The following is a 26,868-nucleotide window of genomic DNA, read 5'->3' as shown; positions in this document are numbered from 1 at the left end:
ATTTTTTTTCATGTTTTCAAATCGGAAACATGTATTTGGCCTGCTTTTTTGTCTGAAAAAGCTGAGTAGTTACGTTTATATTTCCAATCGACACGTCTTTTTGATAATCATTTATCACTAATTCTAATACATTCATAAATCTCTCTTTATGCAATGCTAGTTCCGTATCACTATATACTAACGGATTCGCATCAAAATGAATCATTAGCTCATTTTGATCAAAACGTTTATATACATTTATCGATAAATCATCGACTGGTCCTGCTGATAAATTATGTGTAATACCACGATTCCCAGCAAAATTAAGCCCATAATCAAAAGGCATCACATTCACTAACGGCCCGTATAACCTTTGATTTTCACCTAGTAACTTTAAGTCTCTTCTTAATTCCTCATGACGGTATTTATGATGACGACGTACTTCTCGAATCTCTTTAGAAACTTGCTGTATGCATTCCGCAAGAGTTATATTTGGAGTTACTGTAATACGAAGTGGTACTAAATTCATTACCATGCTCGGTGTATAAATAGATGCAGAACCGAGACGCCCCATCATTGGTAAACCTAAAACAATATCATTTGCACCTGTTAATTTATGCATGTAAATACTTGTTACAGCTACAATAAATTCCGGCCAACTTGTTAAAGAAACATTAATATCTTCTAGTAAAGTTTTCGTGCTAGAACTGGATAAATAAGCTGTTTCTCGTAAAAATCCATTTGATGTTCTCGGCGCTCGTTCTGCTAAACTTATGACATCCGGTTCATCTGCAAATTTTTCTAACCAAAAAGTACGATCTTCTTGAAATTGTTTAGACTCACGATACTCCATATCTTCTTGTACAATTTTTGCAAGAGAACCAAATGGCTTTTCATTCTTTCTTGTTTCTTCTATAAGTGATGTACACTCTTTCGCTACCTTTTGGCTTAGAAGTGAAAATCCATAGCCATCCATCACAATGTGATGGATGCGCTGATACCAAAAGAAACGATTATTTTCAACTTGAATAAGTGCTTCAGTAAATAAAGTATCTCTTTTCAAATCGACTGGCATAGATAAATCATTTTTCATCCATACTTTAGCAGCTTCTTCAGGATTTTCTTCTTTACGAACGTCAATAAAATACATATGAAACTGTAATTCTTCAATAACTTGCCATGGACCAATTTCATCCTCTTCGAAGCGAACATGTAGTGCTTCTGCTTCTGTTACAACTTTACGTACTGCTAATTGGAAAATTTCTTGATTAATATTTCCGTTTATTTCAACATATTCCCCAGTATTATAAATCGGATTAAGCGGATCTAATTGCTGTGCAAACCACATACCAGTCTGCGCAGATGATAACGAATGACGAACCTTTTGACTATTAGGCATTCTTTACTACCCCTTTATTATGTAGTCTATTTGTTACAGCACCTGTGCTGTCTGTGAAGATAGTAAACTGTACCAATCGGAAACAGTTGGACGTTCTGCTAAATCTGCAAAAGTTATTTCTTTCCCTTCACGACGCCACATCTCTACTAAACTCATAATTCTGACCGAATCAAGTCCTCTATTTAGTAAGTCCTCATCAATATCAATACTCTCTACTGGCTCACGAAGTAGTTGTGCAACTAGTTCATGCACTTCCTGTAAAGTGATTCCTTCACTCTCATCACTTTTTACACTTTGTAAATCTTTTAACAGTAAGTTTGTTGATGTCGTTACTGCACATCTATTAGATGCATACTCCAATGCTTGTTTATGATGGTCTATTGAAAAATCAGCAACTGCATCTGCTACAAAAAATGATTCTATACCATCCATAAATGCTTCGCAAGCTGTTAAAAGGCAGCCGATATGCGCATAAATACCGCAAATAATAAGTTGATCTCTTCCCTGTTCATTTAAAATTTCTAATAGATTTGTCTTTTTAAATGCACTATATCTCCATTTTGTTAAGAATATATCATCTTCATTAGGAGTAAGTTCATCGACAATTTTCTTTTTATCTGGTCCAGCAGGAATACCGTCACCCCAGAAGTCTTGTAATAATCCACGTTGTTCTAACGTTTGTCCACCTGGTTGTGCAGTATAAACAACTGGTATACCAAGTTCCTTACATTTTTCTCTTATCACCTTAATATTTGAAATGAGTTCTACTTTGGGTGATTCTTTATCGCTATATGCATCAAGAAAATATTCTTGCATGTCATGGATTAAAAGAACCGCACGTTTCGGATCTGGCATCCAGTTCACTTTATTTTTTGGTAGTTCTGATTCAACTGGCATTTTGTATACTGAAATAGATGGGATAGCCATCTAATCACTTCCTTCCAATTTTTATTTTTTTATCGCTTTACCGTAATAAGTTTTTCCGTAATGACTTTACGTAACTCTTTTTTGCTTACCTTTCCAACACCTGTTTGCGGGAATGAATCAATAAATTCAATTCGATCTGGAATCTTATAAGCCGCTATACCCCGTTCTCTTAAAAACATTTTTAATTCACTTACTGTCGGAGCTTGTCCACGAGCTATTACAAACGCACAAGTACGTTCTCCTAAATAATCATCAGGCATTGATACGATGGCTACATCATGTACTGCATCATGTGCTAATAAATGATTTTCAACTTCTTCCGCAGCAACTTTCTCGCCACCACGGTTAATTTGATCTTTATCCCTACCTTCTACAATGATGTAACCTTGTTCATTTACTTTTACAAGATCACCTGTGCGATAAAATCCATCCTTTGTAAATGATCGTGCATTATGCTCTTCTGCTTTATAATAGCCACGAATTGTATAGGGCCCTCTTGTTAATAAACTACCTACTTCACCAGGTTTTACATCGTTATCATTTTCATCAACAACCCGTACTTCATCGAATGTAGACATCGGTCTACCTTGTGTATGAATAATGATTTCTTCCGGATCATTTAATCTCGTATAATTTACTAACCCTTCTGCCATACCAAACACTTGCTGTAACGTACATCCAAATGTAGGGCGAATACGCTTCGCAACTTCGGCACTAAATTTCGCACCACCTACTTGAATCACTTCTAGGCTCGATAAATCGTTATTACGGGAAGATGCAGCATCAAGCCAAATCATTGCTAATGGTGGAACGAGCGCTGTAATCGTTACTTTTTCTTTTTCTATAAGAGCAAATGCCTCATCTGGGCTCCCTCCAGTTGCTAACACTACTTTTCCACCCGCATAGAAAGTTCCAAATGTCCCTGGAGAACTCATCGGGTAATTGTGTGCTACTGGAAGAACTGCCATATAGACACTTTCTGCATTTAAATTACAAATTTCAGCGCTAACACGTAAACTATAAATATAGTCATCGTGTGTTCTAGGAATTAATTTAGAAAGTCCTGTTGTCCCTCCTGATAATTGGAGAAACGCAACATCACTTGGCTGAACTTCTGGTAATGGAACGGGATCTATATACAGATCACTTATGTTCACAAACTCTTCTTCTTCTCCCACTACAATTACATGTTGTAAAGTTGGTACTTTCTCTTTCACTTCTCTTGCTAGTTTTCGATAATCAAAGCCAAGAGCCTTATCTGAAATAACGTAAGCACTCGCCTCACCAAACTCACAAAAATAACTAATTTCACTGCTTCGATGTGAAGGTAGTGCAAAAACAGGAAGTGCTCCAATTCGAAATAGCGCAAAGCATATTTCGAAAAACTCGATAATGTTGGGTAACTGTATTACAACCCGGTCCTCTTTCTTTATTCCTAAATTCAGTAAACCTGAAGCTAAGCACTCTACTTTTTTATCAAGCTCACTATACGTTATATGCGTATTACCACTTACAACTGCAATTTCATCTCCATGCTTTTCAGCACGTTCTCTTAACAACGAACCAAATGTTTCTCCAAGCCAACATCCTTCTTCTCGATAACGATTTGCAAATTCTTCTGGCCATTCCGTGAAACCTGCTAACATTCTTTCTTCCCCCTATTTTTCATTCAGCGAATTATCACTTAACCCTAGAGCCTTCAGCATTGTTTGGAACTTAGCTGATGTTTCTGCTAACTCATCTTCTGGTTTTGACTCAGCAACAACTCCCGCTCCTGCATATAAACGAAGTGTATTTTCTTGCACTTCAGCACAGCGAATTGTAACAATCCATTCACCATCTCCATTTAAATCGCTCCATCCTAGCATTCCTGTAAAGAATTCACGGTCAAATGGTTCAATTTTTTGAATCGCCTCTCTCGCTTCTTCCATCGGTGTTCCGCAAACTGCTGGCGTAGGATGAAGAGCAATTGCTAATTCCAAAGAAGTAGTATTCGGATCCTTTAGTTCACCTTTCACTTCAGTAGACAAATGCCACATCGCTTCACTATGAATAACGGATGGTTTTTCCGGAACATGTAATGTATGACAGTATGGACGAAGCGCAGCAGCAACCGCTTCCACTACTACCGCATGTTCATGTAAATCTTTCGGAGAAGAAAGTAATTCCTCTACTCTTCTCTTATCTTCTACTGGATCATCACTACGTGGTCTTGAACCAGCTAACGGATTAGAAATAACTTGCATACCATTACGTGAAACGAGTAATTCAGGACTTGCTCCAATTAATGTTTTATTACACTCGTTTTCATCTTCCGGTAAATTCACAGCAAATGTATAACCACGCTTATTATGCTCTGCTAATTCTCGAAGAAGTTTTTGCTTATCAATCTTTTCGGAAGATTCAACATCTAATGATCTGGATAGAACGATTTTCTTTAAATCGCCGTCCTGTATTTTTTTGATCCCTTGCTTTACACCATTCATATAAACTTCAGGATCTGGTACAGGCGTCATTTCAAATGCCAGTTTCTCATTTCGTTTTATCTCATTTGTTGTCTCTAACTGTAAACGCTCAGTAATTCTACTATGTTCTGGTACGATAAGTTGAACTTCTTTTCTACGATCAAAAGGCAAAGCACCAACAACGATAGGATTCGGATTTCCAGCTTGTTTTGCATTACGTAATACCGCTTGTACAAGTTCTATAAAACTTTCAATTTCATGATGTTTTACTGTAGTAAACTCTCCTTCTGTCAATATCGTTCGAGTTGGTGAAGCAAAAAAGAACGAAGATTCAGTTTTATAATCTTCTAATAATTTTTCCGACAGTTCCTTTACGGCTATAAGTTCATTCATAGTATTAAAACCTCCTGAATTTTTTATTAAACTCCTAATGTAGCTCCGCCATCGACACATAAATTGTGCATTGTAATATGACTCGCTTTATCAGAGGCTAAAAACAATACTGCTTCAGCAATTTCTGAAGGTTGTGCGATTTTTTGTAACGGAATACCGAGTCTATATGTATTTTGAGAACCAGCAATTATATTTTCAGCTCCATTCTCATCAGCCCATAATAATCTTTGCATTTCAGTTTCAGTAGAACCTGGAGAAACTAAGTTACAGCGAATATTGTATGCTGCAAGTTCTAACCCTAAACATTTCATAAACATCGTCGTTGCAGCTTTTGATGCAACATACGCAGCCATCTCCATTCTCGGAGTATTTGCCGCATTTGAGCCAACTGTAACAATTGCCCCTGACTTTCTTTGCATCATATATTTACTTACTGCTCGGCACATATAGAAAACTCCTGTAGAATTTACAGAGAATGTTTTATTCCAATCTTCATCACTTAAAGAGTGAATCGCTCCCATACGTAAAACCCCTGCAACATTTACTAATATATCTATCGGTGCTATATCATTTTCAATCCGTTCTACTACTTCTTCAACAGCGGCACTATCACTCACATCTAAACGAAACGTTTTCACACGTGTTTCATTTAATTCATTTTGATTTAAGAGTACGTTTAACCCCTCTTCAGTTTGATCAGCCCCAATAACTGTAGCTCCTCTTTCTAAAAACATGTTTGCTACAACACTACCTATACCTTGCGCTGCACCAGTTACTAAAACCGTTTTCCCATCAAATTCCCCTATGTTCATTTCCTCTATCCTTTCATATAAAAATTAATCCAGTTTAACATCATTAATGATAACGATTTTCATTATCACTGATGATGTAAAAAATAATACACTTACTAAACTAATTGGTCAAGTGTACTTTTCATCAAAATATTATTCATTGATAATGTTTTTCATTTAACATTCTTACAGCTAAATGATAATCTTTCTCAATAAACTTGTCAACCTATTTTTATTTTTCAGATAAAATATTTTGGTGATTCTCAATACAATTACATCTAAAAGCATTAATAAGTACTTACATTACACATTTAATTCATACTCCTCTTTTTAAACTTGTAGAAGACTAACTGTAGATACCTTCATTTACAAAGCCTTATCAAAAGCTCAAGTATATATTTTCTCAACATTTTTCTGAAAATACCGAGAAAATATATCTTGCAATTATTGATGTATGTCTTGTTTATATTTTAAGATTTAATACGTATTTCGGATATAATGTATCATTTTTTAATATTCCAATATAATCCAATTGGGTATTTCACTCGCTTTTTTGTCTCGAAAATCCCAAAGATTATATAACCTCCTTGCAATCATTCATAAAAAAAACACCCTATTTAATAGGATGCTTTTTCGTATTTATAGTGTGATAGAAGATTTATATACTTATGCTACGCTGCTATACTCTTCTTCTTGTTCTTTTTTCTGCTTAGGTGCTTGAATTAAAATTGCGATAACAAATGATACGACACATAATACACCGATCACCATGAAGGTTGGTTTGAATCCACCTAGAAGTGCACCGATAAAGGAACCTGCAAGTGCTCCAAATCCAAATCCTTGATACACAATTCCGTAGTTCTTACTATGGTTTTTCATACCGTAGAAATCACCAACGATAGCTGGGAAAATAGTGATATTTCCACCAAAGCAAAACGCTACGCTTGCTACACATACGAAGTAGATACCATAATTTAAATCTACGAAACTTAAAACCAAGACTGAAGCTGCCATAACAACAAATGTACCAGTAACGATTTTTAAACGGCCGATTTTATCTGATAACGGTCCTAAAATAATACGACCTAATGTATTGAAGATTGCAACCATAGCCACCGCATTAGCTGCTGTCGCTGCGCTAAGCTCTACAAGTTGAACACCAATGTCTTTTACCATACCAATTAAGTATAAGCCACTCATACATGATGTAAATAACATAATAAATAATAAGTATACTTGTTTTGTGCCTAACATTTCTTTCGTTGTATATTCCTGAGTTTTTGTTTCATGAACTGCTCCTTGATCTGCAGCTTGATGGATTAAACAAGCGCCAAATACAATCATAGCTGTAACAATTAAACCCCAGTATATAAATGCTTGTGATACACCAACTGATTCAATTAACTGTGCGTTAACATATTTAAAGATTAAGCTACCCGAACCATATGCAGAGACAGAAATACCAGCAATTAAACCTTTACGCTTTGGAAACCACTTTATTAAATTGGATAGTGAAGTGATATATGCTGTACCATCTGCATAACCTACAACAACCCCTGCTAGTACATAAAGCAATATTAATGAGGAAGCTTGTGAACTAAGTATTAATCCTAGTCCTAATGCTAGTCCAGCTATCATAATAAGTTTACGAAGTCCCCATTTTTCTTGCAATTTACTCGCAAATAAAGTCGAAAACGCTAAGGAAAGACTAGTAATTGAGAAAGTTATAGCAACTGCGTTAAGACTCCAACCGTATTTACTAACTAAAGGCTGATTAAATAAACTCCATGTATAAATCGTTCCAAGTCCCATTTGTACTATGACTGTACCAAGGACAACAAGCCATGGATTAACATTTGATTTTTTCATACCTTTCCGCCTCCTCTTTCTATTTCAATGCTATTCGCTAAATTTTCTTTTTTTATGTTCATATTGGCCACCTCATTTGATTTAACACCTTCATTGTATAAGATGTTTCCGTTTATGTAAGCACTTACAAGATAGAGCGTCAAAAATATGGAATCAGTTACAGAAAACGAAGGACGAAATACAAAAACGAATTATTAAATACGTAAGTAGCTATTATAATGTTTTGCATCAGTACGACTTACAGCTGTTTTATCATCTCTCTTTATAAAAATTATGCCTCAAGTTATACGATACCTATATTGCAATATTTTGATTTCCTTATACAAACAGAAAAAAACTATTTTCACACTACAATGCACTTTATTTTTTATAAAATAAAAAATATTTTATTGATAAACAAAACTAAATATTCACTAATATATCTATACGTGGTTTAATATATATAATAAAAAATATTTCTGTCTTTAATGAGGAGGTACTATGAAAGCAAACGTAGGGGATACTATACTTTTTCAACGAAATAATTTAAAGATTACAGGATCTGTATTAAAACTTTATACTGAATCGGTCTTAGTTGAAATTACAAATGTAAGCGGTGGTACTTTTGAATTTGATCGAACGATTGTAAATCATAAAAACTATAAAATTTTAAATACGAATACATAAAACAACAAAAAATAGCCCCTGCTCACCAGCAGGGGCTATTTTATATGAAAATACTTCATTAGTTTATATATCCTAAAACACTTACAATCTTACTCGCTTTTAAATTATTAATATGATAATAAATTTCTAAACCTCTTCTCTCAGCTCGTAACACTTTACCTTTCATTTTTGATAAATGTTGCGAAACAGTCGATTGTGGAATATTTAGTAATTCTGTTAATTGTGTTACATTACAAGTTTTTCTCGTACTTAATTCATTTACAATTTGTAATCGGATTGGGTGCGCCATAATTTTCAAAATATCTACATCTTCTTCTGAAACTAAACTTTTTCTCATTTCACTCGTATATGTTGTCATAAGACATTCCCCTTTTATATGAATTCCTCTTATTTAGATCTATTTCCAAAATATTTAAAACTCCGATGTGAAACCTTTATATAAAAATAATAGAATTTTAAATTTTTAAAAACAGAACGAAATACAATTCACTTTATTTATTTGGTACATACACATAATACAATGTTAATATGTGCTCTATGTGAAGTTAGCATATATTTATAATGAAGATTTTTCAAACAATTCACATCTAACTATATACTCCCTCCTAACACTATCCAGTGATTTTAACATATTTTAGGCGTTTGTATATACTATCTACAAAATAAATGTTGTTTAGGGGGATTTCAAATGCCAACAATGTTACAAGAAGAAGTTGAAGAAGCTCGTGAAACATATGTCAGTCGTATCATATTAGTCAGTGGATCAGCTTTATTTTTAGTAGGTGGTGTTATATCGGCAATTTCGGCTTTTAAAGCTTATAATCGTTTGGAAAATACACCGCCTTCTCCAGATAACTCGTAGGTGAATTGTTTTATATTGAATAACAAACAAATGCCACCTCTATTAAGAGATGGCATTTGTTTTATCATAAGTTCTATACTAGAAACCCGCAAAGAATGCTTTAAGTATGAACTACACTTGAACTTACTTCACCACAAACCTCGTCTGACTACACCCATCCTTCTGCTTCGTTACTTCTAATACAGCCGGCATTGCGTTTTTCAGCTCTTGAACGTGTGAAATGACACCGATAAATCGGCCTGATTTTTGTAAGTCAATTAAGGCGTCAACTGCTTTTGTTAATGATTCCTCATCTAAAGAACCAAAGCCTTCGTCGATAAACATCGTTTCGATGGAAATACCGCCTTCATACGCTTGAATGACGTCTGCCATTCCGAGCGCTAAACAAAGTGATGCATTAAATTTCTCGCCACCAGATAATGTTTTTACATCGCGTGTTTGGCCAGTATATGCGTCGTATACATCTAAGCCTAATCCACTTTGACGATTTCTCTTTTCAACTCGTTCACTTCGTTTTAAATAAAATTGTCCATTTGATAATTTACGTAAGCGTTCGTTTGCAATTTGAACAATTTGTTCTAAATACTCAATTAAGATGTAACGTTCAAATGATATACGGCTTTCGTTATCGCCTTTCATTACTTCATATAAGTCAACAAGTTCCTGGAAAGCTTTTTCTTCCTCATGAATTTGTTCATCAATACGCCTAATATTTTCATGTAAATCAGAAATATATGTTACCGCATTTTGCGCACGTTGACGTTTTTCTTTAATGATATCAAGATTGATTTCTAAATCTTTTATATGTTCACCTAAAGCTGTAATATCCATATACTCTTTATCTTTTAATTCAGCACGTAACTCTTCAATTTGTTTTGCAAGTACTTCAAGAGATGAATAATAGCTTTGAATTTCTTTTTGTAACATATCCCTCTCAGCATCACTTAATTTAGCTTCTTTATACGTAATTTGATCGGTAAATCCGCTCTGCTCAAGCTCTTTCATAAAGCGCGTAAACGTCTCTTCTTTCTTCAATTTTGTACTTTCAAATTGATTAGAAGCACTTTCCTGTTCTGCTTGAATACGTATATTTTCATTTTGCCAATGTTGATACGCTTCCTGCACTTTCTTCCATTCGTCCTCCATTAATTTGAGTTCATGCATAGCTTGGTCAAACTGGACTTTCCAAGCTTGGACTGTTTGTAAGTTTTCAGGAATATTTTTCTTATCATGTTCATATGACGTACGAAGCTGCATACACTCCATTTCTGTACGGTGCTGTACTGTTTCTACCTCACGCTTTTGTTTCTGAAGTGCATCTACTTTTTCTTCTACACTCTTTATATTCACAGCAGTTTGCTTACGCGTTTCTTCACTCGCTTTTAGCGTATTTACTTCAGTTGCTAATTGTTTTCCTTTTTGAACAAGTGCACTGTATGTTTCAACTAATTCCTCTGAGCGATAGCCTCGCTTCTTAACCTCCTCTATTACCTGTTCATATTGTAGGTGATAGAAATTCCATTTCTCCTCTAATTGAACATGTAATTTTTCAGCAACATTTTTCTTTTCTCTTAAATCATTTAACTCTTTTTCATCGATCGCATTACTTTGCTCTGTAGCTTTTTTCGGATGGTTCGTACTACCACATACTGGACAAGATTCGCCATCATGTAGATGAAGAGCTAATATACCAGCTTGTTCACTTAACCAGCGACGTTCCATATTTTCATATGCGTTAACTGCCAATCGCATCTTATTATATGCCGCTTCTTTTTCTTTCTCGAATTTTTGCTTTTCTTGCCAAACATCATATGCTTGCTTTAAAACTTTGGCATCTTCTCGCATATTCGTTAGTTCCTCTACTTTAGCTACATATTGCTCAAGTGCTCGTTCTAATTGCTGTAATTCATCAGACATTAGCTGTTTTTGATTTGTATGCTCATCTAATTGTCGATCTAAGTTTTGCATACTTTCTTTTAATTTCCCTATTTGAATTTCTGCATTTTGTAAATTCAACTGTTTCTCAGCTAATGATGCAATAATCGGTTGTAACTCTTCTAATCTTTGAACAAGTTTTTTTGCATTTTCTCTCTCAGGTTCTTTATTCTTTACCGCTTCATATTTCTCCTGAGCAAGTTCAAAGCTTTTCGTTACATTTTCTTTTTTAGCGATTATTTGTTTTAATAAACTTTCAGCCTTCTGCTCATTTTGCATTGCTTCTTCGTACCATTGTTCAAATGGTAATAAGCGCTTCGCTTCTTCCGCACGTTTAAAAGATTTTTCTTTCATTTCAATAACTGTACGATTTTCTTGTAAAGTGTTATATTTCTCATTCTTTTGTTGTAAATCTATAAATTTCTCATTTATGGATTTCGCTGCATGAAAACGTGTTTCAGCATCCTTTAATTGCTTCGTTTGAACATCTTGTTCTACTTGTAATTGCTCCACCTCTGCCTTATACACATCTGTTTCTTGTTCTAATGCTTCTACTACTTGATGCGTGTTTACATGTTCTTGTTCCACCAATGTCTCTAATAATGCTCCATCGCGGATTGGTAATTTGAAAACATTACGGAAGTATAGCTCTCGCTCTTTCTGTTTTTCTTGTAAAACGTCTTTCCATTGTTTTCGTTTTTGATCAAGTAACTCACGCATTAACTTATAACGATCCGTTTTAAAAATACGACGTAAAATTTCTTCTTTGTTTTCTGTCTCAGATGTTAATAGTTTTCGGAATTCCCCTTGTGGTAACATAACAATTTGGCTAAATTGATGTTTACTTAAACCAATTAAATCTTCCACTTTTTTATTTACATCCGTTACATGGAAACGATCAACAGCTGGAACATTCTCTTCATCAATCACTTCATATAGTTCTACTGCATGTCCCGTAATTGTCTTGTTCCCTTGTTTTTTATGTCCAAGTTGTCGTTTTATTTCATAACGTTTCCCTTTTAACTGAAAGGTTAGTTCTACACTTGTATACATATTATCATCAGCAAATTGACTGCGAAGCATGCTCGTATCACTACGTTCTTCTCCGCTTGCCTCACCATATAACACATAACAAATCGCATCAAAAATCGTTGTCTTTCCAGCTCCTGTATTCCCAGAAATGGCGAAAATACGATGATCTCCAAGATCATTAAAATCGATTACTTCTTTCTGTTTATATGGCCCAAATGCTGTCATAATTAGTTGAATCGGTCTCATCCTCGTTCACCTTCCCGTTCTTGCACTGTTTGTAGTACTTCTACAAATAGACGTTCTTTCTCTTCTGATAAATCTAAGCCTTTCATTTCTTTATAAAAAGCCTTTAATAACGATAAATCATCCGTTTTATGTCTTGAAACAGTTACTTCATTTGACTCTGTGAACTCTCGTCTTTGAATAGATCTTTCAACATGCATTGCATTTGGATATACAGATCGTATTTTTTCCATTGGCTGCAAGACAGGATTTTCATCTAATAATTTTACAAACACATAATCTTCACTTACTGGATGTTGTAATAATTCATCTATTTTCGCTTCTACTGTTCGCATTTTACGACGTGGTGCAAGTAACCTTTTTTCAATTGTTGCTTCACCTTGCTCGTCCAGTTCCACAATATAATATCCTTTTTTATGTTTTTCTTCAGAAATAGAATATGCAAGTGGAGAACCTGAATATCGAATTGTCTCATTACGTACAAAATGCGCTTGATGTAAATGTCCAAGCGCTGTGTAATGAAACTTATCAAAATAATGACTATTTACGTATTCAGCACCACCAATTGAAAGTGGTCGTTCTGCATCACTTGTATTCTCTTCCGCTTCTCCCGCAGAAGTTACGAATGCATGACCAACAAATACGTGTCTTGCTTCTTTATCCATTGTTTCAGAAAGCTCATTCATAAAAATACGCATCGCATCATCATGAGAACGTACATCTTCGTTTTTCAAAACATGTCTAACTATGCTTGGATCCGCATATGGAACGAGATGGAAGTGAACCTCGCCATATTCATCATTTAATATAATTGGCTCATATGGAAATTGAAATTGTCCCACAATAAATAATCCTTGTTTCTTCATTAAACTACTTCCAAAATGAATACGATCTGGACTATCATGGTTTCCTGCAACCGCAATAACTGGTGTTTGTAAATCAATGACTATTTTTTGTAAAACATCATTTAATAAGTCTACTGCTTCCGTAGGTGGAATTGCTCGGTCATATAAATCCCCTGCAATAATTACGGCATCTGGTTTTTCTTCTTCAACAGCTTGTACAAACTGATCTAATACAATCTTTTGATCTTCAGTCATATACACGCCATGAACGAGCTTTCCTAAATGCCAATCCGCTGTATGAAATAACTTCATAGTTTCCTGCTCCTTTTAATTTACTGATTTTAGTGATACGAGTTGATAGTTTATTGTAGTTTTTCCGTTTTCCCACTCTAACTTTTGTATCATTGCACTACCAATTCTTTCTTCATTTGATTTATATAAAGGCAATATTTCTTGAACTGTAAATAAGTGATAACCATCCAATTTTAATTGAAATATGTTTTCTTCTATATGTAATCTTACTTCTTTTTCATTTGAAATAATTTTTGTGTGCATCTCAAATTTCATGACAGATACAACCCCTTTTTCTAATCTCTACACTATTAATAGTATATTGGCTATGCAAGATTGACAAGTAAATACACGGCAAAGTACACACTTTTCTACCGCTATATGTTTTTTATTTTTATATATAATACGGTATGTGAAATTTTATTTATTGTAAAAATAAAAATGTCTAATGTGACATCTTTATTTTTGTATAAAGTCTTTCATTACATAATATAAAACTGTAATGAAAACGATCGCTACAAAAAATGAAAATACTGCGATAATGTACCCATCCTTATTTAATAAAATGCAAAAAGAAATAGATATGATAAAAATCGGAAATACAAGTCGTACTTTATCCTTCACTTCCTCTGTCGTATCTGTATGATGAAAATACTGCGTTATCCCTATCATTAAAGAAGACAAAATAATCACCGACAATAGTAAAGGTCCTGGCATTCCGATTTCTCCTTTCTCTATTTCTAATGAAAAGCAATTTTTCTTTCATCATAATCACTTCAAATACTCTTTTTGAAGTAATTATGCACAATTTACACATATATAATAGCGTGTTTATCATGATAATTTCAAATAATTACAATTACAGTAATGTTGTAATATTCATTTTCAACCTTCAAAATCCTGCAAATATAACTCGTCAAAATATGCAGTGTCGAAATTAACACGCACCGTCAAGTTTAGACAAAATTTATAAAGGACATTTCAGTACGTATCAAGAATTAAGAATAAGAAGATATGTAAGGGAGGATGAATTATGACTGAACACGTTTTATTTTCTGTTAGCGAAAACGGCGTTGCATCAATTACTTTAAACCGCCCAAAAGCACTTAATTCTTTATCTTATGACATGTTGCAACCAATTGGGCAAAAACTGAAAGAGTGGGAAAATGATGAGCGAATTGCGCTTATCGTATTAAAAGGAGCTGGCACAAAAGGTTTTTGTGCAGGTGGCGACATTAAAACTCTTTATGAAGCACGTTCGAATGAAGCTACATTACAGCATGCGGAACGTTTCTTTGAAGAAGAGTATGAAATTGATACATATATTTATCAATATAAAAAACCGATCATCGCTTGTTTAGATGGAATTGTAATGGGTGGTGGTGTCGGTCTTACAAATGGTGCGAAATATCGAATTGTAACGGAGCGTACGAAATGGGCAATGCCAGAGATGAATATCGGATTCTTTCCAGATGTCGGTGCTGCTTATTTCTTAAATAAAGCTCCAGGTTTTGCAGGCCGATATGTTGCTTTAACAGCATCTATTTTAAAAGCTGCTGACGTATTATTTATAAACGCTGCTGATTACTTTATGACATCTGATTCCTTACCAAATTTCCTTACTGAACTTGAAAATGTAAATTGGCATAAAGAAGATGATGTACATACTAATTTAAAAGAAGTTATTCGTACATTTGCAACTGCTCCAAAATTAGAAAGCGAGCTTGCTCCTTCATTAGAAGAAATGAATACTCATTTTGCTTTCGATACAATTGAAGAGATCGTCCATTCATTGGAGAAAGACCAAAGTTCCTTTGCTTTAAAAACGAAAGAAACACTATTATCCAAATCCCCTATTTCGTTAAAAGTAACATTAAAACAGTTTATTGATGGACAAAATAAGTCCGTTGAAGAATGTTTCGCTACTGACCTTGTACTTGCTAAAAATTTCATGAGACATGCAGATTTCTTTGAAGGAGTACGATCTGTTGTCGTTGATAAAGATCAAAATCCGGATTATATATATAAGCAGTTAAGTGATGTTTCAGAAGAAGATGTAAATCGATTCTTCAACTTACTTAACGCATAAGTGGTGGGGCGCCCGTTCATTCGGGATAAACATGAGGCTATATAGTAGTGGAATTTCACTACTATATAGCCTCTTTCTCATTTAATAATTTTTAATAAAATTTAATTTTATTAAATCAAAAATGTGTGCTACACTATTTTTAATCAAATATTCTAAAAATAAAAAGGAGGAGCAACTATGATTGAAAATTATTTTCTTTTCATCATTATGTCTATTTGTCTTATTATTTTACCCGGTCCTGATACTGCAATGGCGACGAAAAATACATTGGTTGCCGGTAAGGTCGGTGGAGTGAAAACAGTGTTCGGTACATGTGTTGCACTTTTAATTCATACTTTAGCAGCAGTAATCGGACTTTCCGCAATTATTGTAAAGTCAGCTCTTTTATTTTCTATTTTCAAGTACGTTGGAGCTCTGTATTTAATTTATATTGGCATTAAAGCCCTTTTAGCGGTAAGAAACAAAGAAGGCTTTGATACGAACGATATATCTTTAAATAATGAAGATGAACACACTTCTTGCTTTCGCCAAGGGTTTCTTACGAATTTATTAAACCCTAAAGTTGCAGTCTTCTTTTTAACCTTTTTACCTCAATTTTTAAATCCAAATCATAATACGTTTATTCAACTTCTCGTAATGGGTCTTACTTACCTCGTATTAACAGTTATTTGGTTCGCTTTTTATATATTTTTAATTGATAAAATTAGTGCTTTTATGAAAAAACCGAGGACGCAACGTTATATTCAAGGCTTAACAGGAATCGTCTTAATTGGCTTTGGTATTAAACTAGCTTTTGAAAAAAATAATTAACAAGATGAAAAACACCACATCTTCAGAGTGGTGTTTTTCATTTAACAACTGTTTTGGCTGTTTACTCTCTATTAAAACCAGCGCTCTGTTACAACTTTTTTACGTGTATAGAATTGAACACCATCTGTACCATTTGTACCTAAATCACCAAAGAATGAAGCTTTATTTCCTGCAAATGCGAAAAATGCCATTGGTGCTGGAACGTTTACGTTTACACCGATCATACCAGCATCGATATTATCACGGAACGTTTGTGCATGTTTACCATTTGACGTATAAATAACCGCGCCATTTGCAAATTTAGATTGATTTGTTAATTTAATACCTTCTTCTAAATCTTTAACTCGTACAATGCTTAATACTGGAGCAAAAATTTCATCTTGCCAAATTTTCATTTCTTGATTTACACCATCAAAGATTGTCGCACCTACAAAGTAACCTTCTCCAACTTCTTCCTTAATTTTGCGACCATCAACTAATAAAGTTGCTCCATCTGCTACACCGCTATTAATATAGCCTAATACGCGCTCTTTATGAGATTCACGAATTAATGGTCCAACATAATTATCTTCGTGGAAACCGTCACCTACTTTTAACTTCTTCGTCTCTGCTACTAGTACGTCGATGAATTCATCAGCAATTTCATCAACTACTGCTACTACTGAACATGCCATGCAGCGCTCTCCACTACTTGCGAATGCAGATCCAATTACACCTTGCACTGTTTTCTCAAGATTGCAATCAGGCATTACAATCGCATGGTTTTTTGCACCAGCTAACGCTTGTACACGTTTCCCGTGTTTCGTACCTGTTTCATACACGTAACGAGCTACCGGCTCAGATCCAACGAATGAAATAGCTTGAATATCTTTACTTTCTAAAATGCTATTTACAACATCTTTTCCGCCTTGTACTAAATTCAATACCCCTTTTGGAAAACCAGCTTCATAGAATAACTCTACAAGTCGCTCTGCTAAAAGTGGCGTTCTTTCCGATGTTTTTAATACGAACGTATTACCGCAAGCAATTGCAAGTGGGAACATCCATAATGGAATCATCATTGGGAAGTTAAACGGTGTAATACCAGCAACAACTCCAATTGGGTAGCGCCAAATCGATCCATCAATGCCGCTAGCAATATTCGGAAGAGCTTGTCCCATCATTAAATTTGGTGCTGATGTTGCAAGTTCTACCGCTTCAATCCCTCGCTGCACTTCACCAGTTGCATCCGTTAATGTTTTACCATTTTCTAGCGTAATGATTTTAGCAAGCTCTTCTTTGTTTTCTTGTAAAAGCTGTAAATATTTATATAATTGTCTTGAACGATTCGGAACTGGTACTTTAGACCATGTTTCGTATGCTGCTTTTGCCGCTTCAACAGCTTTTTCAACATCTTCTTTCGGAGATAGCGGAACGTAAGCGATAATTTTTCCAGTCGCCGGATTCGGAACTGCTTCTACTTCTGTACCAGTAGATTCTACCCACTCACCATTAATATGATTTTTTACTCGTTTAATTTCAGTTGTAATCATTATATTCTCTCCTTTTTTATGATGTATATAAGTCTATTATTTTTGATTAGAAATTAACTGTTCACTAACTTTCTTATATAAAGCAGCCATATCGTTTTCACCATATCCTGCCTCACTTGCTTCTTCATATACGTTTAATAGCATTTCGCTTACTGGTAAGTGAAGTTCGCTTTTTTTCGCTAAATCTACTGCAAATCCTAAATCTTTCTTTAATAAATTCACAGTAAATCCTGGATCGTAGTTTTCAGTTGCAATGAAACTTTTATAATTACGCTCATAAATTCTACTTTGACCGTAACTTACATTTAAAATATCAAACATTTTATCTAAATCCATATTATTCTTTTTCGCTAATGTTAAAGCTTCACTCACACCAGCTGTATAAAAACCAATTAATAGGTTATTAATTAATTTAACTGTTGTGCCACTATCAATCTGCTCACTAACATGGAAAACATTCGCACCTAGTACGCCCATGATAGATTCCGTTTTCTCATATACTTCTTTCGATCCACCAACCATAAACGTTAATGTACGGTTTTCAGCTCCAATTACCCCACCACTAACAGGCGCTGCTAAAAAGTCTACTTTCTTTTCCTTTGCAGCTTCCTCTAACTGTTTGTTTAATTGTGGAGATACAGTACTTGTATCAATTAAAACTACATTCGAGTGGCTATTTTCAAATAATCCTTCTTCCCCAAAATACACCGCTTCAACAGCGCGAGGTGAAGGTAAACTTGTAAAAATCACATCGCATGTTTCTGCTAGTTTTGAGATTGATAAGCCAATAATTCCTCCTTCATTTTCAAAGGAAGCTTCGGCCTCTTTATTTAAATCCACACCGTATACTGTGTAACTCGATTTAACTAAATTTTTAGACATCGGAAGACCCATATTACCTAAACCGATAAAGCCAATCTTTTTCATATCGCTTTCCTCCTATTTACACAATATACTTTCCACGATTTATAATAGCTTTCGCAATTTCTCTCTTTTTTGTAAATACGTTCGTGTATAAAGGCACTAATAATTGACGAATTCCAGCTAAAATTACGTGTCTATCTTGTTCTTCTGTGACAGCCGCTGCAAGTATAGAAATCGCTGCTTCTTCTACTTTACGATAGCCTTCTTCACAAATAACATCAGTTATCATTTGTTTCGTACGCTCTTTCTCTTCACCATTTTTACTAATTGCTTTACTCGTGCGTAAAAATGCTGATTCCATGACGTACACGTCCGTTAACATATTTGATAATACACGTGAATATTCTTGTTCTTGGTCAATTTTTAACCCTGGAGTTTTAGAGAGCGTTTTCAAAGATTGTTTCAACAATTTTTTCGCTAATAAAATGTAACGATGGTTTCTTTCAACATTTGCTACATCAACTTCTACTTCAGTATCTTCAATTTGTTCCATTTGCTTCATTAACATTTTAGCAACTGTTAATCTATTAATTTCGTTCGTTCCTTCAAAAATACGACTAATTCTAGCGTCACGATATAATCGTTCTACCTCGTACTCTTGCATATAACCGTAACCACCATGAATTTGTACAGCTTCATCTACGATATGACCAAGTGTTTCAGAAGCATTTACTTTATTAAGTGCACATTCAATTGCAAATTGAGACATTTTCTTCATAAGATCTTCATCACTCTCATGAATTGCTTCATCAATTACACCTGCTGTACGGTAGGCTGCACTTTCTGCTCCATATGTAGCAATGATCATATTTGCAATTTTCTCTTGAATCATCGTAAAATCTACTAATTCCGTTTGGAACTGTTTTCGCTCTTTTCCATATTGAACCGACAAACCAATTGCTTGTTTTGCTGTTCCAATATTTCCAAAAGCCAGCTTTAGTCTAGCGAAGTTAAGAATATTAAGAGCTACGTGATGCCCTTTTCCAACTTCCCCTAAAACATTTTGAGCAGGGATGACAACATCTTCTAAAATTAGGGTAGCCGTTGAAGAACCTTTAATCCCCATTTTCTTTTCTTCTAGTCCAATGGATACACCTTCACATGTTCTTTCGACAATAAACGCTGTCATTCCTTTATTTGTCTTCGCAAAAACAACGTATACATCTGCCATATGAGCATTTGTAATCCACTGCTTCTCACCATTTAACTTCCAAGCAGTACCATCTTCATTTAATACTGCACTTGTTTTTGCACTTAAAGCATCAGAACCAGCATTTGGCTCAGTTAAAGCATAAGCCCCAATCCATTCTCCAGACGCAATTTTCGGCAAATATTTTTCTTTTTGTTCTTTCGTTCCGTAATATATGTAAGGCAATGTACCTACACCAGCATGTATATTAAAGGAAACACTAAATGCACCAGCGTATCCCATTTTTTCTGCTACAAGCCCTGAAACTGCCTTTCCTAACTCAAATCCGCCGTACTCTTCTGGGACTTCGATACTTAATAATCCAAGTTCTCCAGCTTTCTCAAATAATTGACGAGAAATTTTATAGTTATGTTGTTCTATATTCTCCATTTGTGGAACAATTTCTTGTTTAACGAATTGTTCTGTCGTTTTTGCGATTAAATCTTCATCTCCTGAAAAATCTTCTGGCGTAAAGAAAGTATAATTCACATCTTTATTAAGTGAAAAAAATTCATCCCACGGTAACTTTGTTTTCTCCATCTGAATCCCCCTATCATTTCGGCCTTACTTGCTACTACGTATGCTCGTCTACGATGAGTGGAATTTCTTATTTTTGAAAACAGAAGGCGATGAATTGTCACATCAAGCAGTTCATTTTGCCAAAGATGTATTCTCATCGCCTTAGTTGTTTTATCTATTGATCCTCTGATAATACTGTTTTTGCAATTCCAGTATCTAGTTCTTCAAAGTCATGATATGAAATTGTTTCATATAACTCACTTCTCGTTTGCATACTTGAAAGTGCATCTTTTTGAGAACCTGTTTCCTTAATTAAAGTAAACACATTCTCATATGCTTTCGCTGCAACACGAAGTGAAGTTACAGGATAAATAACCATTTGGAAGCCCATATTTGCAAATTCCTCTGCACTATAATACGGCGTTTTCCCGAACTCAGTCATATTCGCAAGTAAAGGCGTATTTACTTTACTATTAAATAGACGGAACTCTTCTTCTGATTGAAGCGCTTCAGGGAATATTGCATCTGCACCTGCTTTTACATAAGCGTTCGCTCTTTCGATTGCTTCATCTAAGCCTTCTACACCGCGAGCATCTGTACGTGCCACAATATATAAGCTTGGTGCAACTTCTTTAATCGCTTTAATCTTTTGAACTAACTCTTCTGTAGTAACAAGTTTCTTACCATTTAAATGTCCACATTTCTTCGGTAATTGTTGATCTTCAATTTGAACAGCCGCAACTTTTGCTTCCACCATTTCTACTGCTGTTCTCGCTACGTTTAATACACCGCCAAATCCTGTATCAATATCAACAAGAACTGGTAAATCTGTAGCTCTTACTATATCCCTTGCTCTCTCTGCTACTTCAGTAGACGTCACGATTCCTAAATCTGGTAGACCTTTACTTGCAGTATAAGCAGCTCCCGATAAATATAAAGCTGAAAAACCTGTAGTTTTCGCAACAAGAGCAGCCATTGCATCATGAGCACCTGGAATTTGCAAAATCCCATTTGCTTCTACTAAAGCTCGGAAGCGATTCGCAAGCTCCTCTTGTGTTGACTGTTTATTCACAACCCAAGCCATTCTAAATTCCCCCTATTATTAATTTAAGAATAGATCTACAAATTCGTTTACATTCATATTTTCTAGTTTTTCTTCATTTAGACAAACTTCATGAATTTGTTCTTGTTGCTTACTAGAATAATGACCTGCCATATTTGCAGTGAATTTTTGAACAACTTTTGGAATTGCTTCGTCTCTACGGAAACGGTGACCAAGTGGATATTCACATTCCACATTTTCTGTTACAGTGCCATCCTTGAAATGAACTTGAACAGCGTTGGCGATTGAGCGCTTGTTCGGGTCAAGGTAATCTAAACTGTACTGTTTGTTTTCAACAACAACCATCTTATTACGTAATTCATCTACACGTGGATCATTTGCTACTACATCCTCATAATCATCCGCAACGATATCTCCTTTTAACAAACCAATTGCCGTAATGTATTGTAAGCAATGATCACGATCAGCTGGGTTATTTAATGGACCTTCTTTGTCGATAATACGAATTGCTGATTCATGAGTTGTAATCGTAATACGATCAATTTCATCTAATCTTTCTTTAATTTCTGGATGTAATTTCACAGCACACTCTGCAGCTGTTTGTGCATGGAACTCTGCTGGATATGAAACTTTAAATAATACATTTTCCATTACATAAGACTCTAATGGTCTTGCTAACTTTAATTCTTGTTTATTGAATAATACATCTTGGAATCCCCAGCCTGGTGCAGATAATGCTGTTGGATATCCCATTTCACCTTTTAGAGCAGTCATTGCAAGATGAACACCGCGGCTTGTTGCATCACCTGCTGCCCATGATTTACGTGAGCCTGTATTTGGTGCATGACGATATGTACGAAGACTAGAATTATCAATCCATGCATGTGATAATGCATTAAAGATTTCTTCACGTGTTCCGCCGAGCATTTTTGCAACTACAGCAGTTGTTGCTACTTTTACGTATAATACATGGTCAAGACCAACACGATTCAAACTATTTTCTAAAGCTAGTACACCTTGAATTTCATGCGCTTTAATCATCATTTCTAATACTTCACGTACTTTTAATGGTTCTTTTCCTTCTGAAATACGAACACGGCTAATATAATCTGCAACTGCTAAAATACCGCCTAAGTTATCAGATGGATGTCCCCACTCTGCTGCAAGCCAAGTATCGTTATAGTCTAACCAACGGATCATACATCCGATATTAAATGCACCTTTCACTGGATCAAGCACATATGACGTACCTGGTACACGTGTACCATTCGGCACGATCGTTCCTGGTACAACTGGTCCTAGTAATTTCGTACACTCTGGATATTGTAGTGCTAAAATTCCGCATCCAAGTGTATCAAGTAATACGTAACGAGCAGTACTGAATGCTTCTGCGCTAGTTACCTCTTTATTTAATACATAATCCGCAATTTCTTCTAATAATGCATCTTTTTGTTTAATTTCATTTGTTTTAATCATACTATTCTTCCCTTTCTGTCGAAAATTCGTTATTATTAATGATGGGTGTCGGTCAAACACCCATCTAGCGGGCGGCGCTAACAACTCCCCAGTTGTTCTTATTTACTAAGTACATGTCGCTCGCCAACATAATTTACACGTGGACGGAACAATCGATTGTTCGCATGTTGCTCAATTACGTGCGCGCATAGTCCTACTGTTCTAGAGCTAAAGAAGATTGGTGTGTAAAGTTGAATTGGAATACCAAGCATCCAATATACTGGAGCTGCATAATAATCAAGGTTCGGATAAATTCCTTTTTCCTTCTCCATAATCTTTTCTCCAGCTTCACACATTTCATATAGTGTATAATCGCCTTTTACATCACATAACTGCTTTAAAGCTTCCTTCATCATCAGTGCTCTTGGATCCATCTTCTTCATATACACACGATGTCCAAAGCCCATAATTTTTTCTTTGTTATATAGTTTCTTCTGTAACAACTCTTCAAACTTCTCAACATTACCAGCTTCTAAAAGCATGTACATAACCGCTTCGTTTGCACCGCCGTGTAAGCTACCTTTTAAAGATGCAACTGCACCTGTTAAAGCACCATATAAGTCCGATTGCGTTGATGCAATAACGCGCGCTGTAAATGTAGAGTTTGGCATTTCATGTTCACTATATAAAACAAGGGAACGATCAAAGATCTTCTCCTCAAGTTCAGTTGGTTTTTTACCTGTTAACATATAGAAGAAATTCGCGCTATATGTTAATTCCTTAAGAGGTTCGATTGGGTCTTCATTATTTAAAATATGATAGCTATTCGCTACAATGTTTGGTACTTTACTCAATAATTTGTACCCGCGGCTTTTGTTTACTTCTAACGAACGGTTTTCGATATCATTATCATAACCAGCTAATGCGGACACACCTGTACGCAATCCATCCATCGGGTGCGTTTCTTTCGGTAATGCCTTTAATACGTTGAATACACCTTCTGGTACCGCGTATTCTTCTTTTAATTTCTTTTCGAGTTTTGCTTTTTCATCCTCATTTGGTAGATGTTCTTCCAATAAAAGGTGCACAATGTCTAAATACTCTTTTGTTTTTGAGAGTTCGATTAAATCATACCCTTGAATTACAATTTCACCTTTCACTGTGTCAAGAAACGAAATTTTCGTCTCCGCTGCCACTATACCATCTAATCCCGGGGAAAATTTTTCTTCAGCTTTCATCATTATTTCCTCCAATCCTAATAGATCTTCGTGCACATAACTGTAAGCCTTTACAAAATCGTGAAACTACATTTCTATTTCAATGTATCAGAGTTTTCAGAAGATTTCAATTTATTTTATAATGATAAGTTTCCTATACTTTTACCGATGTAACAATACAATTTTTCAAAAATAATTTTCATATTTTATAAAGAAAGGACAGACTTCTTTGTTCGCCTTATTAAAACAAAATATAAGGATGAATCAGAAAATCCTACAGAACATATCATTCTCCCATTTTTTTTAAGAAAATAAAAAAACGAGCTGTACACATATACAACTCGTTTCTTCATAATATTTATTTCACTATCTCTTCAATATAATTCTTATATAAAACTTATTTACTTTTAAAAAAGTTATTATTTTACATAATTAAATTAAATTCCTACGTTTCCCCGTACAAACCTACAACTAAATGATAGTTTTGAAAGTGCTAAAGATCATCAACTTACATAATTTACCACATAATTTCCTAAAGACTATTCCTAAAGAATATCCAGGCTGAATTGGACTATTAACATGCTATATTCAGAATTCTTCCTTAAACCATTGTAGAGCGTCATGTTCAATTGAAATTTTGATCTTTGTTCCTCTCGTTTACGCAAATTCTTTTTTACCTAATCGCTGTTTTACAAAAATGACAAAAATAATGAAAGCGATTAGTCCTGAAATTGCACTACCTGCAAATAAAATACGGTAACCGAACATTTGCGAAACAACTCCAAGTAAAATCGCACCAAGTCCAATTCCTAAATCAAATGCGGTAAAGAATGAAGCGTTAGCAACTCCTCTTTTACTCGGATCAATAATTGTAAGCATCGCTGCTTGTAATGCGGGCTGTGCTGAACCGAATCCAACACCGTATAATGTAGCTGCGATAACTACCCCTATTAAACTATTTGAAATCGTTAATACAACTATCGCGATAATCGTAATACATAGTGCCGGGAGTATAATAAATACTTCTCCATACTTATCTAATAGTTTTCCTGAAATTGGTCTTACAATCGTTAAAGCAACTGCATATACAAGAAAGAATGTCCCAGGATTCACATCTATTGAAGATGCAAATAGCGGTAAAAACGTCGTAATTCCTCCATATGCAAATGATAAAAAGAAAACTACAATTGTTATGGAGAGAACCGATTTTTCAAACAACTGCATTTTCCCTTTTTCTTTTTGTGGTGTGAATGGCATTTTCGTCATGAACGATAATAGGACTGCCATAAAGGATAAAAGAGTTGCCAACAAGAATAGGCCGTGAAATGAATAATGTTGTACAACCGATAATCCAATCATTGGGCCGATCGCCATTGCAATTGTCATAGCCATCCCGTACCAACCCATACCTTCACCACGGCGTGAATCTGGAATAATATCAGTTATCGCTGTTCCAACAGCTGTTGTAGAAACAGCCCATGTCACGCCATGAATAACCCGTAAAACAGCTAAAAGAACAATAGTCGATGCTAAATTATAAGAATACATCGTTATCCCAAAAAAGACGAGTCCGAAAATAATAAAAGATCTTCTCCCATATTGATCTAACATTCCTCCGATAATCGGTCGTATTACAACTGCTGCTATTGTAAACATTCCCATCATAAGTCCAACTTGTGATTCATTGCCGCCTATCTCTTTAATAAAGAGCGGGAGCGTTGGTACAAGTAAATAAAATCCTGTAAATAAAAATAACATTGCGAAAGTCATTTGAATAAATGATTTCGTCCATAATCGTTCCATTAAAATTCCTCCATAAACACGTATATTCTTGCAATTAACACCTCCATTTTACATTTTCTTAGTCCCTTTTCCCTCCGTAAATAGACGTAACTTTTTATAATAAATGGTCCACCATCAATATAAATTGGTCTTACAACTTTATAAGTATACATTAGCCTAAAGTCCTATCTATATGTACCTTTATACGCGTGAAAAGAATATACTATTTTATTATCACAACTTAGGAGTGATTATGTTATGTGGGTATCTTCAAGAGTAACAGCCGTCGTTCCTTCGACTCCTGGGATACACGTTCCAGCCGTTCATACAGCTAGTTCCGATGTAGGAATTGAACTTCCTGCAACTTGGCAACAATATCAAATTCCAGGTCAAGTTACTCCCTCATTTTGGCATCATGGCGCACATCCAAGTAGTACTACCTTTTACAACCCCAGTTATACTCCATTGCCTCAGGCTCAAGTTTTTTATCATTTTCCATCAATTTATTTTCAAAATTTCTACGGTACTTTTAACATTTAAATTTAAACGATAAAAAGCACTTAAGATTGTAATTTTTACAAATCTTAAGTG

General features: G+C 35.0%; 22 protein-coding genes and 1 pseudogene. 5 read left to right on the top strand and 18 right to left on the bottom strand.

What is annotated here, in order from left to right:
* Window positions 1-67: 67 nt before the first annotated feature.
* The 6 genes and pseudogenes from JDS99_RS23430 to JDS99_RS23405 all read right to left on the bottom strand — a co-directional run.
* Window positions 68-1,378 (bottom strand): annotated as a pseudogene (locus JDS99_RS23430) (condensation domain-containing protein); the annotation flags it as partial.
* Between the two features lie 33 nt (window positions 1,379-1,411).
* Entirely contained in the window at window positions 1,412-2,305 is an 894-nt protein-coding gene (locus JDS99_RS23425) for an isochorismatase family protein (protein WP_199695806.1), read from the bottom strand.
* A 29-nt stretch (window positions 2,306-2,334) separates the two neighbouring features.
* The gene (locus tag JDS99_RS23420) at window positions 2,335-3,951 is read right to left on the bottom strand and encodes a (2,3-dihydroxybenzoyl)adenylate synthase (RefSeq protein ID WP_199695805.1); all 1,617 of its coding nucleotides are present in this window, start codon (window positions 3,949-3,951) and stop codon (window positions 2,335-2,337) included.
* A gap of 12 nt (window positions 3,952-3,963) precedes the next feature.
* Entirely contained in the window at window positions 3,964-5,163 is a 1,200-nt protein-coding gene (dhbC, locus tag JDS99_RS23415) for an isochorismate synthase DhbC (RefSeq protein WP_199695804.1), read from the bottom strand.
* Window positions 5,164-5,189: 26 nt separating this feature from the next.
* Window positions 5,190-5,975 carry a 2,3-dihydro-2,3-dihydroxybenzoate dehydrogenase gene (dhbA, locus tag JDS99_RS23410; protein ID WP_001020440.1) on the bottom strand — a complete coding sequence of 262 codons (786 nt, stop codon included), beginning with the start codon at window positions 5,973-5,975 and terminating at the stop codon, window positions 5,190-5,192.
* A 645-nt stretch (window positions 5,976-6,620) separates the two neighbouring features.
* Window positions 6,621-7,823 (bottom strand): L-lactate MFS transporter, encoded by a 1,203-nt coding sequence (locus JDS99_RS23405; protein ID WP_199695803.1) that lies wholly within the window; start codon window positions 7,821-7,823, stop codon window positions 6,621-6,623.
* Between the two features lie 480 nt (window positions 7,824-8,303).
* Between JDS99_RS23405 and JDS99_RS23400 the strand changes: the two genes are divergently transcribed.
* A complete protein-coding gene (locus tag JDS99_RS23400) occupies window positions 8,304-8,489 on the top strand; it encodes a YkvS family protein (protein ID WP_000646791.1) in 186 nt (61 codons plus the stop codon).
* Between the two features lie 58 nt (window positions 8,490-8,547).
* Here JDS99_RS23400 and JDS99_RS23395 read toward each other — a convergent pair whose 3' ends face one another.
* Complete coding sequence (locus tag JDS99_RS23395; protein WP_000214798.1) at window positions 8,548-8,847, bottom strand: ArsR/SmtB family transcription factor; 300 nt, start codon at window positions 8,845-8,847, stop codon at window positions 8,548-8,550.
* A gap of 330 nt (window positions 8,848-9,177) precedes the next feature.
* On the opposite strand from JDS99_RS23395, the gene JDS99_RS23390 reads away from it, so the two are divergent.
* The gene (locus JDS99_RS23390) at window positions 9,178-9,351 is read left to right on the top strand and encodes a hypothetical protein (RefSeq protein ID WP_001142749.1); all 174 of its coding nucleotides are present in this window, start codon (window positions 9,178-9,180) and stop codon (window positions 9,349-9,351) included.
* Between the two features lie 123 nt (window positions 9,352-9,474).
* Here JDS99_RS23390 and JDS99_RS23385 read toward each other — a convergent pair whose 3' ends face one another.
* The 4 genes from JDS99_RS23385 to JDS99_RS23370 all read right to left on the bottom strand — a co-directional run bounded on the left by JDS99_RS23385 (window position 9,475) and on the right by JDS99_RS23370 (window position 14,414).
* Entirely contained in the window at window positions 9,475-12,564 is a 3,090-nt protein-coding gene (locus tag JDS99_RS23385) for an AAA family ATPase (protein WP_199695802.1), read from the bottom strand.
* Window positions 12,561-13,718 carry an exonuclease SbcCD subunit D gene (locus tag JDS99_RS23380; RefSeq protein WP_060488683.1) on the bottom strand — a complete coding sequence of 386 codons (1,158 nt, stop codon included), beginning with the start codon at window positions 13,716-13,718 and terminating at the stop codon, window positions 12,561-12,563. The genes JDS99_RS23385 and JDS99_RS23380 overlap by 4 nt, the downstream gene beginning before the upstream one ends.
* 15 nt (window positions 13,719-13,733) lie before the next feature.
* Window positions 13,734-13,973: a DUF2584 family protein gene (locus JDS99_RS23375; protein ID WP_000667347.1), complete on the bottom strand. Its 240-nt coding sequence runs from the start codon at window positions 13,971-13,973 to the stop codon at window positions 13,734-13,736.
* A 183-nt stretch (window positions 13,974-14,156) separates the two neighbouring features.
* Window positions 14,157-14,414, bottom strand: a complete 258-nt coding sequence (locus JDS99_RS23370) for a hypothetical protein (RefSeq protein WP_046955733.1) — start codon at window positions 14,412-14,414, stop codon at window positions 14,157-14,159.
* 316 nt (window positions 14,415-14,730) lie between these two features.
* Here JDS99_RS23370 and JDS99_RS23365 point away from each other — a divergent pair, with 316 nt between their 5' ends.
* Complete coding sequence (locus JDS99_RS23365) at window positions 14,731-15,786, top strand: enoyl-CoA hydratase/isomerase family protein (RefSeq protein WP_199695801.1); 1,056 nt, start codon at window positions 14,731-14,733, stop codon at window positions 15,784-15,786.
* A gap of 177 nt (window positions 15,787-15,963) precedes the next feature.
* Entirely contained in the window at window positions 15,964-16,596 is a 633-nt protein-coding gene (locus JDS99_RS23360; protein WP_000572331.1) for a LysE family translocator, read from the top strand.
* A gap of 71 nt (window positions 16,597-16,667) precedes the next feature.
* Here the strand turns inward: JDS99_RS23360 and JDS99_RS23355 are convergent, their stop codons facing one another.
* The 7 genes from JDS99_RS23355 to JDS99_RS23325 all read right to left on the bottom strand — a co-directional run bounded on the left by JDS99_RS23355 (window position 16,668) and on the right by JDS99_RS23325 (window position 26,298).
* Entirely contained in the window at window positions 16,668-18,128 is a 1,461-nt protein-coding gene (locus JDS99_RS23355; RefSeq protein ID WP_060488680.1) for a CoA-acylating methylmalonate-semialdehyde dehydrogenase, read from the bottom strand.
* Between the two features lie 36 nt (window positions 18,129-18,164).
* Window positions 18,165-19,055 (bottom strand): NAD(P)-dependent oxidoreductase, encoded by an 891-nt coding sequence (locus tag JDS99_RS23350; RefSeq protein ID WP_199695800.1) that lies wholly within the window; start codon window positions 19,053-19,055, stop codon window positions 18,165-18,167.
* A gap of 16 nt (window positions 19,056-19,071) precedes the next feature.
* The gene (locus JDS99_RS23345; RefSeq protein ID WP_137015013.1) at window positions 19,072-20,781 is read right to left on the bottom strand and encodes an acyl-CoA dehydrogenase family protein; all 1,710 of its coding nucleotides are present in this window, start codon (window positions 20,779-20,781) and stop codon (window positions 19,072-19,074) included.
* A 154-nt stretch (window positions 20,782-20,935) separates the two neighbouring features.
* Window positions 20,936-21,844, bottom strand: coding sequence for a methylisocitrate lyase (gene prpB / locus JDS99_RS23340; protein WP_199695799.1), 909 nt, complete (start codon window positions 21,842-21,844; stop codon window positions 20,936-20,938).
* Window positions 21,845-21,862: 18 nt separating this feature from the next.
* Window positions 21,863-23,299, bottom strand: a complete 1,437-nt coding sequence (gene prpD, locus JDS99_RS23335) for a 2-methylcitrate dehydratase (protein ID WP_000598118.1) — start codon at window positions 23,297-23,299, stop codon at window positions 21,863-21,865.
* 98 nt (window positions 23,300-23,397) lie between these two features.
* The gene (gene mmgD / locus JDS99_RS23330; RefSeq protein WP_137036222.1) at window positions 23,398-24,519 is read right to left on the bottom strand and encodes a citrate synthase; all 1,122 of its coding nucleotides are present in this window, start codon (window positions 24,517-24,519) and stop codon (window positions 23,398-23,400) included.
* A 633-nt stretch (window positions 24,520-25,152) separates the two neighbouring features.
* Window positions 25,153-26,298 carry an MFS transporter gene (locus JDS99_RS23325; RefSeq protein ID WP_199695798.1) on the bottom strand — a complete coding sequence of 382 codons (1,146 nt, stop codon included), beginning with the start codon at window positions 26,296-26,298 and terminating at the stop codon, window positions 25,153-25,155.
* A 237-nt stretch (window positions 26,299-26,535) separates the two neighbouring features.
* Here JDS99_RS23325 and JDS99_RS23320 point away from each other — a divergent pair, with 237 nt between their 5' ends.
* Window positions 26,536-26,817 carry a hypothetical protein gene (locus JDS99_RS23320; RefSeq protein WP_060488674.1) on the top strand — a complete coding sequence of 94 codons (282 nt, stop codon included), beginning with the start codon at window positions 26,536-26,538 and terminating at the stop codon, window positions 26,815-26,817.
* Window positions 26,818-26,868: the final 51 nt, after the last annotated feature.

Source organism: Bacillus cereus group sp. N6 (genome assembly GCF_016483705.1).
GTDB lineage: Bacteria > Bacillota > Bacilli > Bacillales > Bacillaceae_G > Bacillus_A > Bacillus_A wiedmannii.
The sequence above is the reverse complement of the archived record's forward strand: the minus strand, read 5'-3'. Positions and strand labels throughout refer to the sequence as shown.

What these genes read in the sequence shown, in the direction of transcription:
- JDS99_RS23425 (WP_199695806.1), bottom strand. Translation starts at nt 2,305, where the DNA reads ATGGCTATCCCATCTATTTCAGTATACAAAATGCCAGTTGAATCAGAA.
- JDS99_RS23420 (WP_199695805.1), bottom strand. Translation starts at nt 3,951, where the DNA reads ATGTTAGCAGGTTTCACGGAATGGCCAGAAGAATTTGCAAATCGTTAT.
- dhbC (WP_199695804.1), bottom strand. Translation starts at nt 5,163, where the DNA reads ATGAATGAACTTATAGCCGTAAAGGAACTGTCGGAAAAATTATTAGAA.
- dhbA (WP_001020440.1), bottom strand. Translation starts at nt 5,975, where the DNA reads ATGAACATAGGGGAATTTGATGGGAAAACGGTTTTAGTAACTGGTGCA.
- JDS99_RS23405 (WP_199695803.1), bottom strand. Translation starts at nt 7,823, where the DNA reads ATGAAAAAATCAAATGTTAATCCATGGCTTGTTGTCCTTGGTACAGTC.
- JDS99_RS23400 (WP_000646791.1), top strand. Translation starts at nt 8,304, where the DNA reads ATGAAAGCAAACGTAGGGGATACTATACTTTTTCAACGAAATAATTTA.
- JDS99_RS23395 (WP_000214798.1), bottom strand. Translation starts at nt 8,847, where the DNA reads ATGACAACATATACGAGTGAAATGAGAAAAAGTTTAGTTTCAGAAGAA.
- JDS99_RS23390 (WP_001142749.1), top strand. Translation starts at nt 9,178, where the DNA reads ATGCCAACAATGTTACAAGAAGAAGTTGAAGAAGCTCGTGAAACATAT.
- JDS99_RS23385 (WP_199695802.1), bottom strand. Translation starts at nt 12,564, where the DNA reads ATGAGACCGATTCAACTAATTATGACAGCATTTGGGCCATATAAACAG.
- JDS99_RS23380 (WP_060488683.1), bottom strand. Translation starts at nt 13,718, where the DNA reads ATGAAGTTATTTCATACAGCGGATTGGCATTTAGGAAAGCTCGTTCAT.
- JDS99_RS23375 (WP_000667347.1), bottom strand. Translation starts at nt 13,973, where the DNA reads ATGAAATTTGAGATGCACACAAAAATTATTTCAAATGAAAAAGAAGTA.
- JDS99_RS23370 (WP_046955733.1), bottom strand. Translation starts at nt 14,414, where the DNA reads ATGCCAGGACCTTTACTATTGTCGGTGATTATTTTGTCTTCTTTAATG.
- JDS99_RS23365 (WP_199695801.1), top strand. Translation starts at nt 14,731, where the DNA reads ATGACTGAACACGTTTTATTTTCTGTTAGCGAAAACGGCGTTGCATCA.
- JDS99_RS23360 (WP_000572331.1), top strand. Translation starts at nt 15,964, where the DNA reads ATGATTGAAAATTATTTTCTTTTCATCATTATGTCTATTTGTCTTATT.
- JDS99_RS23355 (WP_060488680.1), bottom strand. Translation starts at nt 18,128, where the DNA reads ATGATTACAACTGAAATTAAACGAGTAAAAAATCATATTAATGGTGAG.
- JDS99_RS23350 (WP_199695800.1), bottom strand. Translation starts at nt 19,055, where the DNA reads ATGAAAAAGATTGGCTTTATCGGTTTAGGTAATATGGGTCTTCCGATG.
- JDS99_RS23345 (WP_137015013.1), bottom strand. Translation starts at nt 20,781, where the DNA reads ATGGAGAAAACAAAGTTACCGTGGGATGAATTTTTTTCACTTAATAAA.
- prpB (WP_199695799.1), bottom strand. Translation starts at nt 21,844, where the DNA reads ATGGCTTGGGTTGTGAATAAACAGTCAACACAAGAGGAGCTTGCGAAT.
- prpD (WP_000598118.1), bottom strand. Translation starts at nt 23,299, where the DNA reads ATGATTAAAACAAATGAAATTAAACAAAAAGATGCATTATTAGAAGAA.
- mmgD (WP_137036222.1), bottom strand. Translation starts at nt 24,519, where the DNA reads ATGATGAAAGCTGAAGAAAAATTTTCCCCGGGATTAGATGGTATAGTG.
- JDS99_RS23325 (WP_199695798.1), bottom strand. Translation starts at nt 26,298, where the DNA reads ATGGAACGATTATGGACGAAATCATTTATTCAAATGACTTTCGCAATG.
- JDS99_RS23320 (WP_060488674.1), top strand. Translation starts at nt 26,536, where the DNA reads ATGTGGGTATCTTCAAGAGTAACAGCCGTCGTTCCTTCGACTCCTGGG.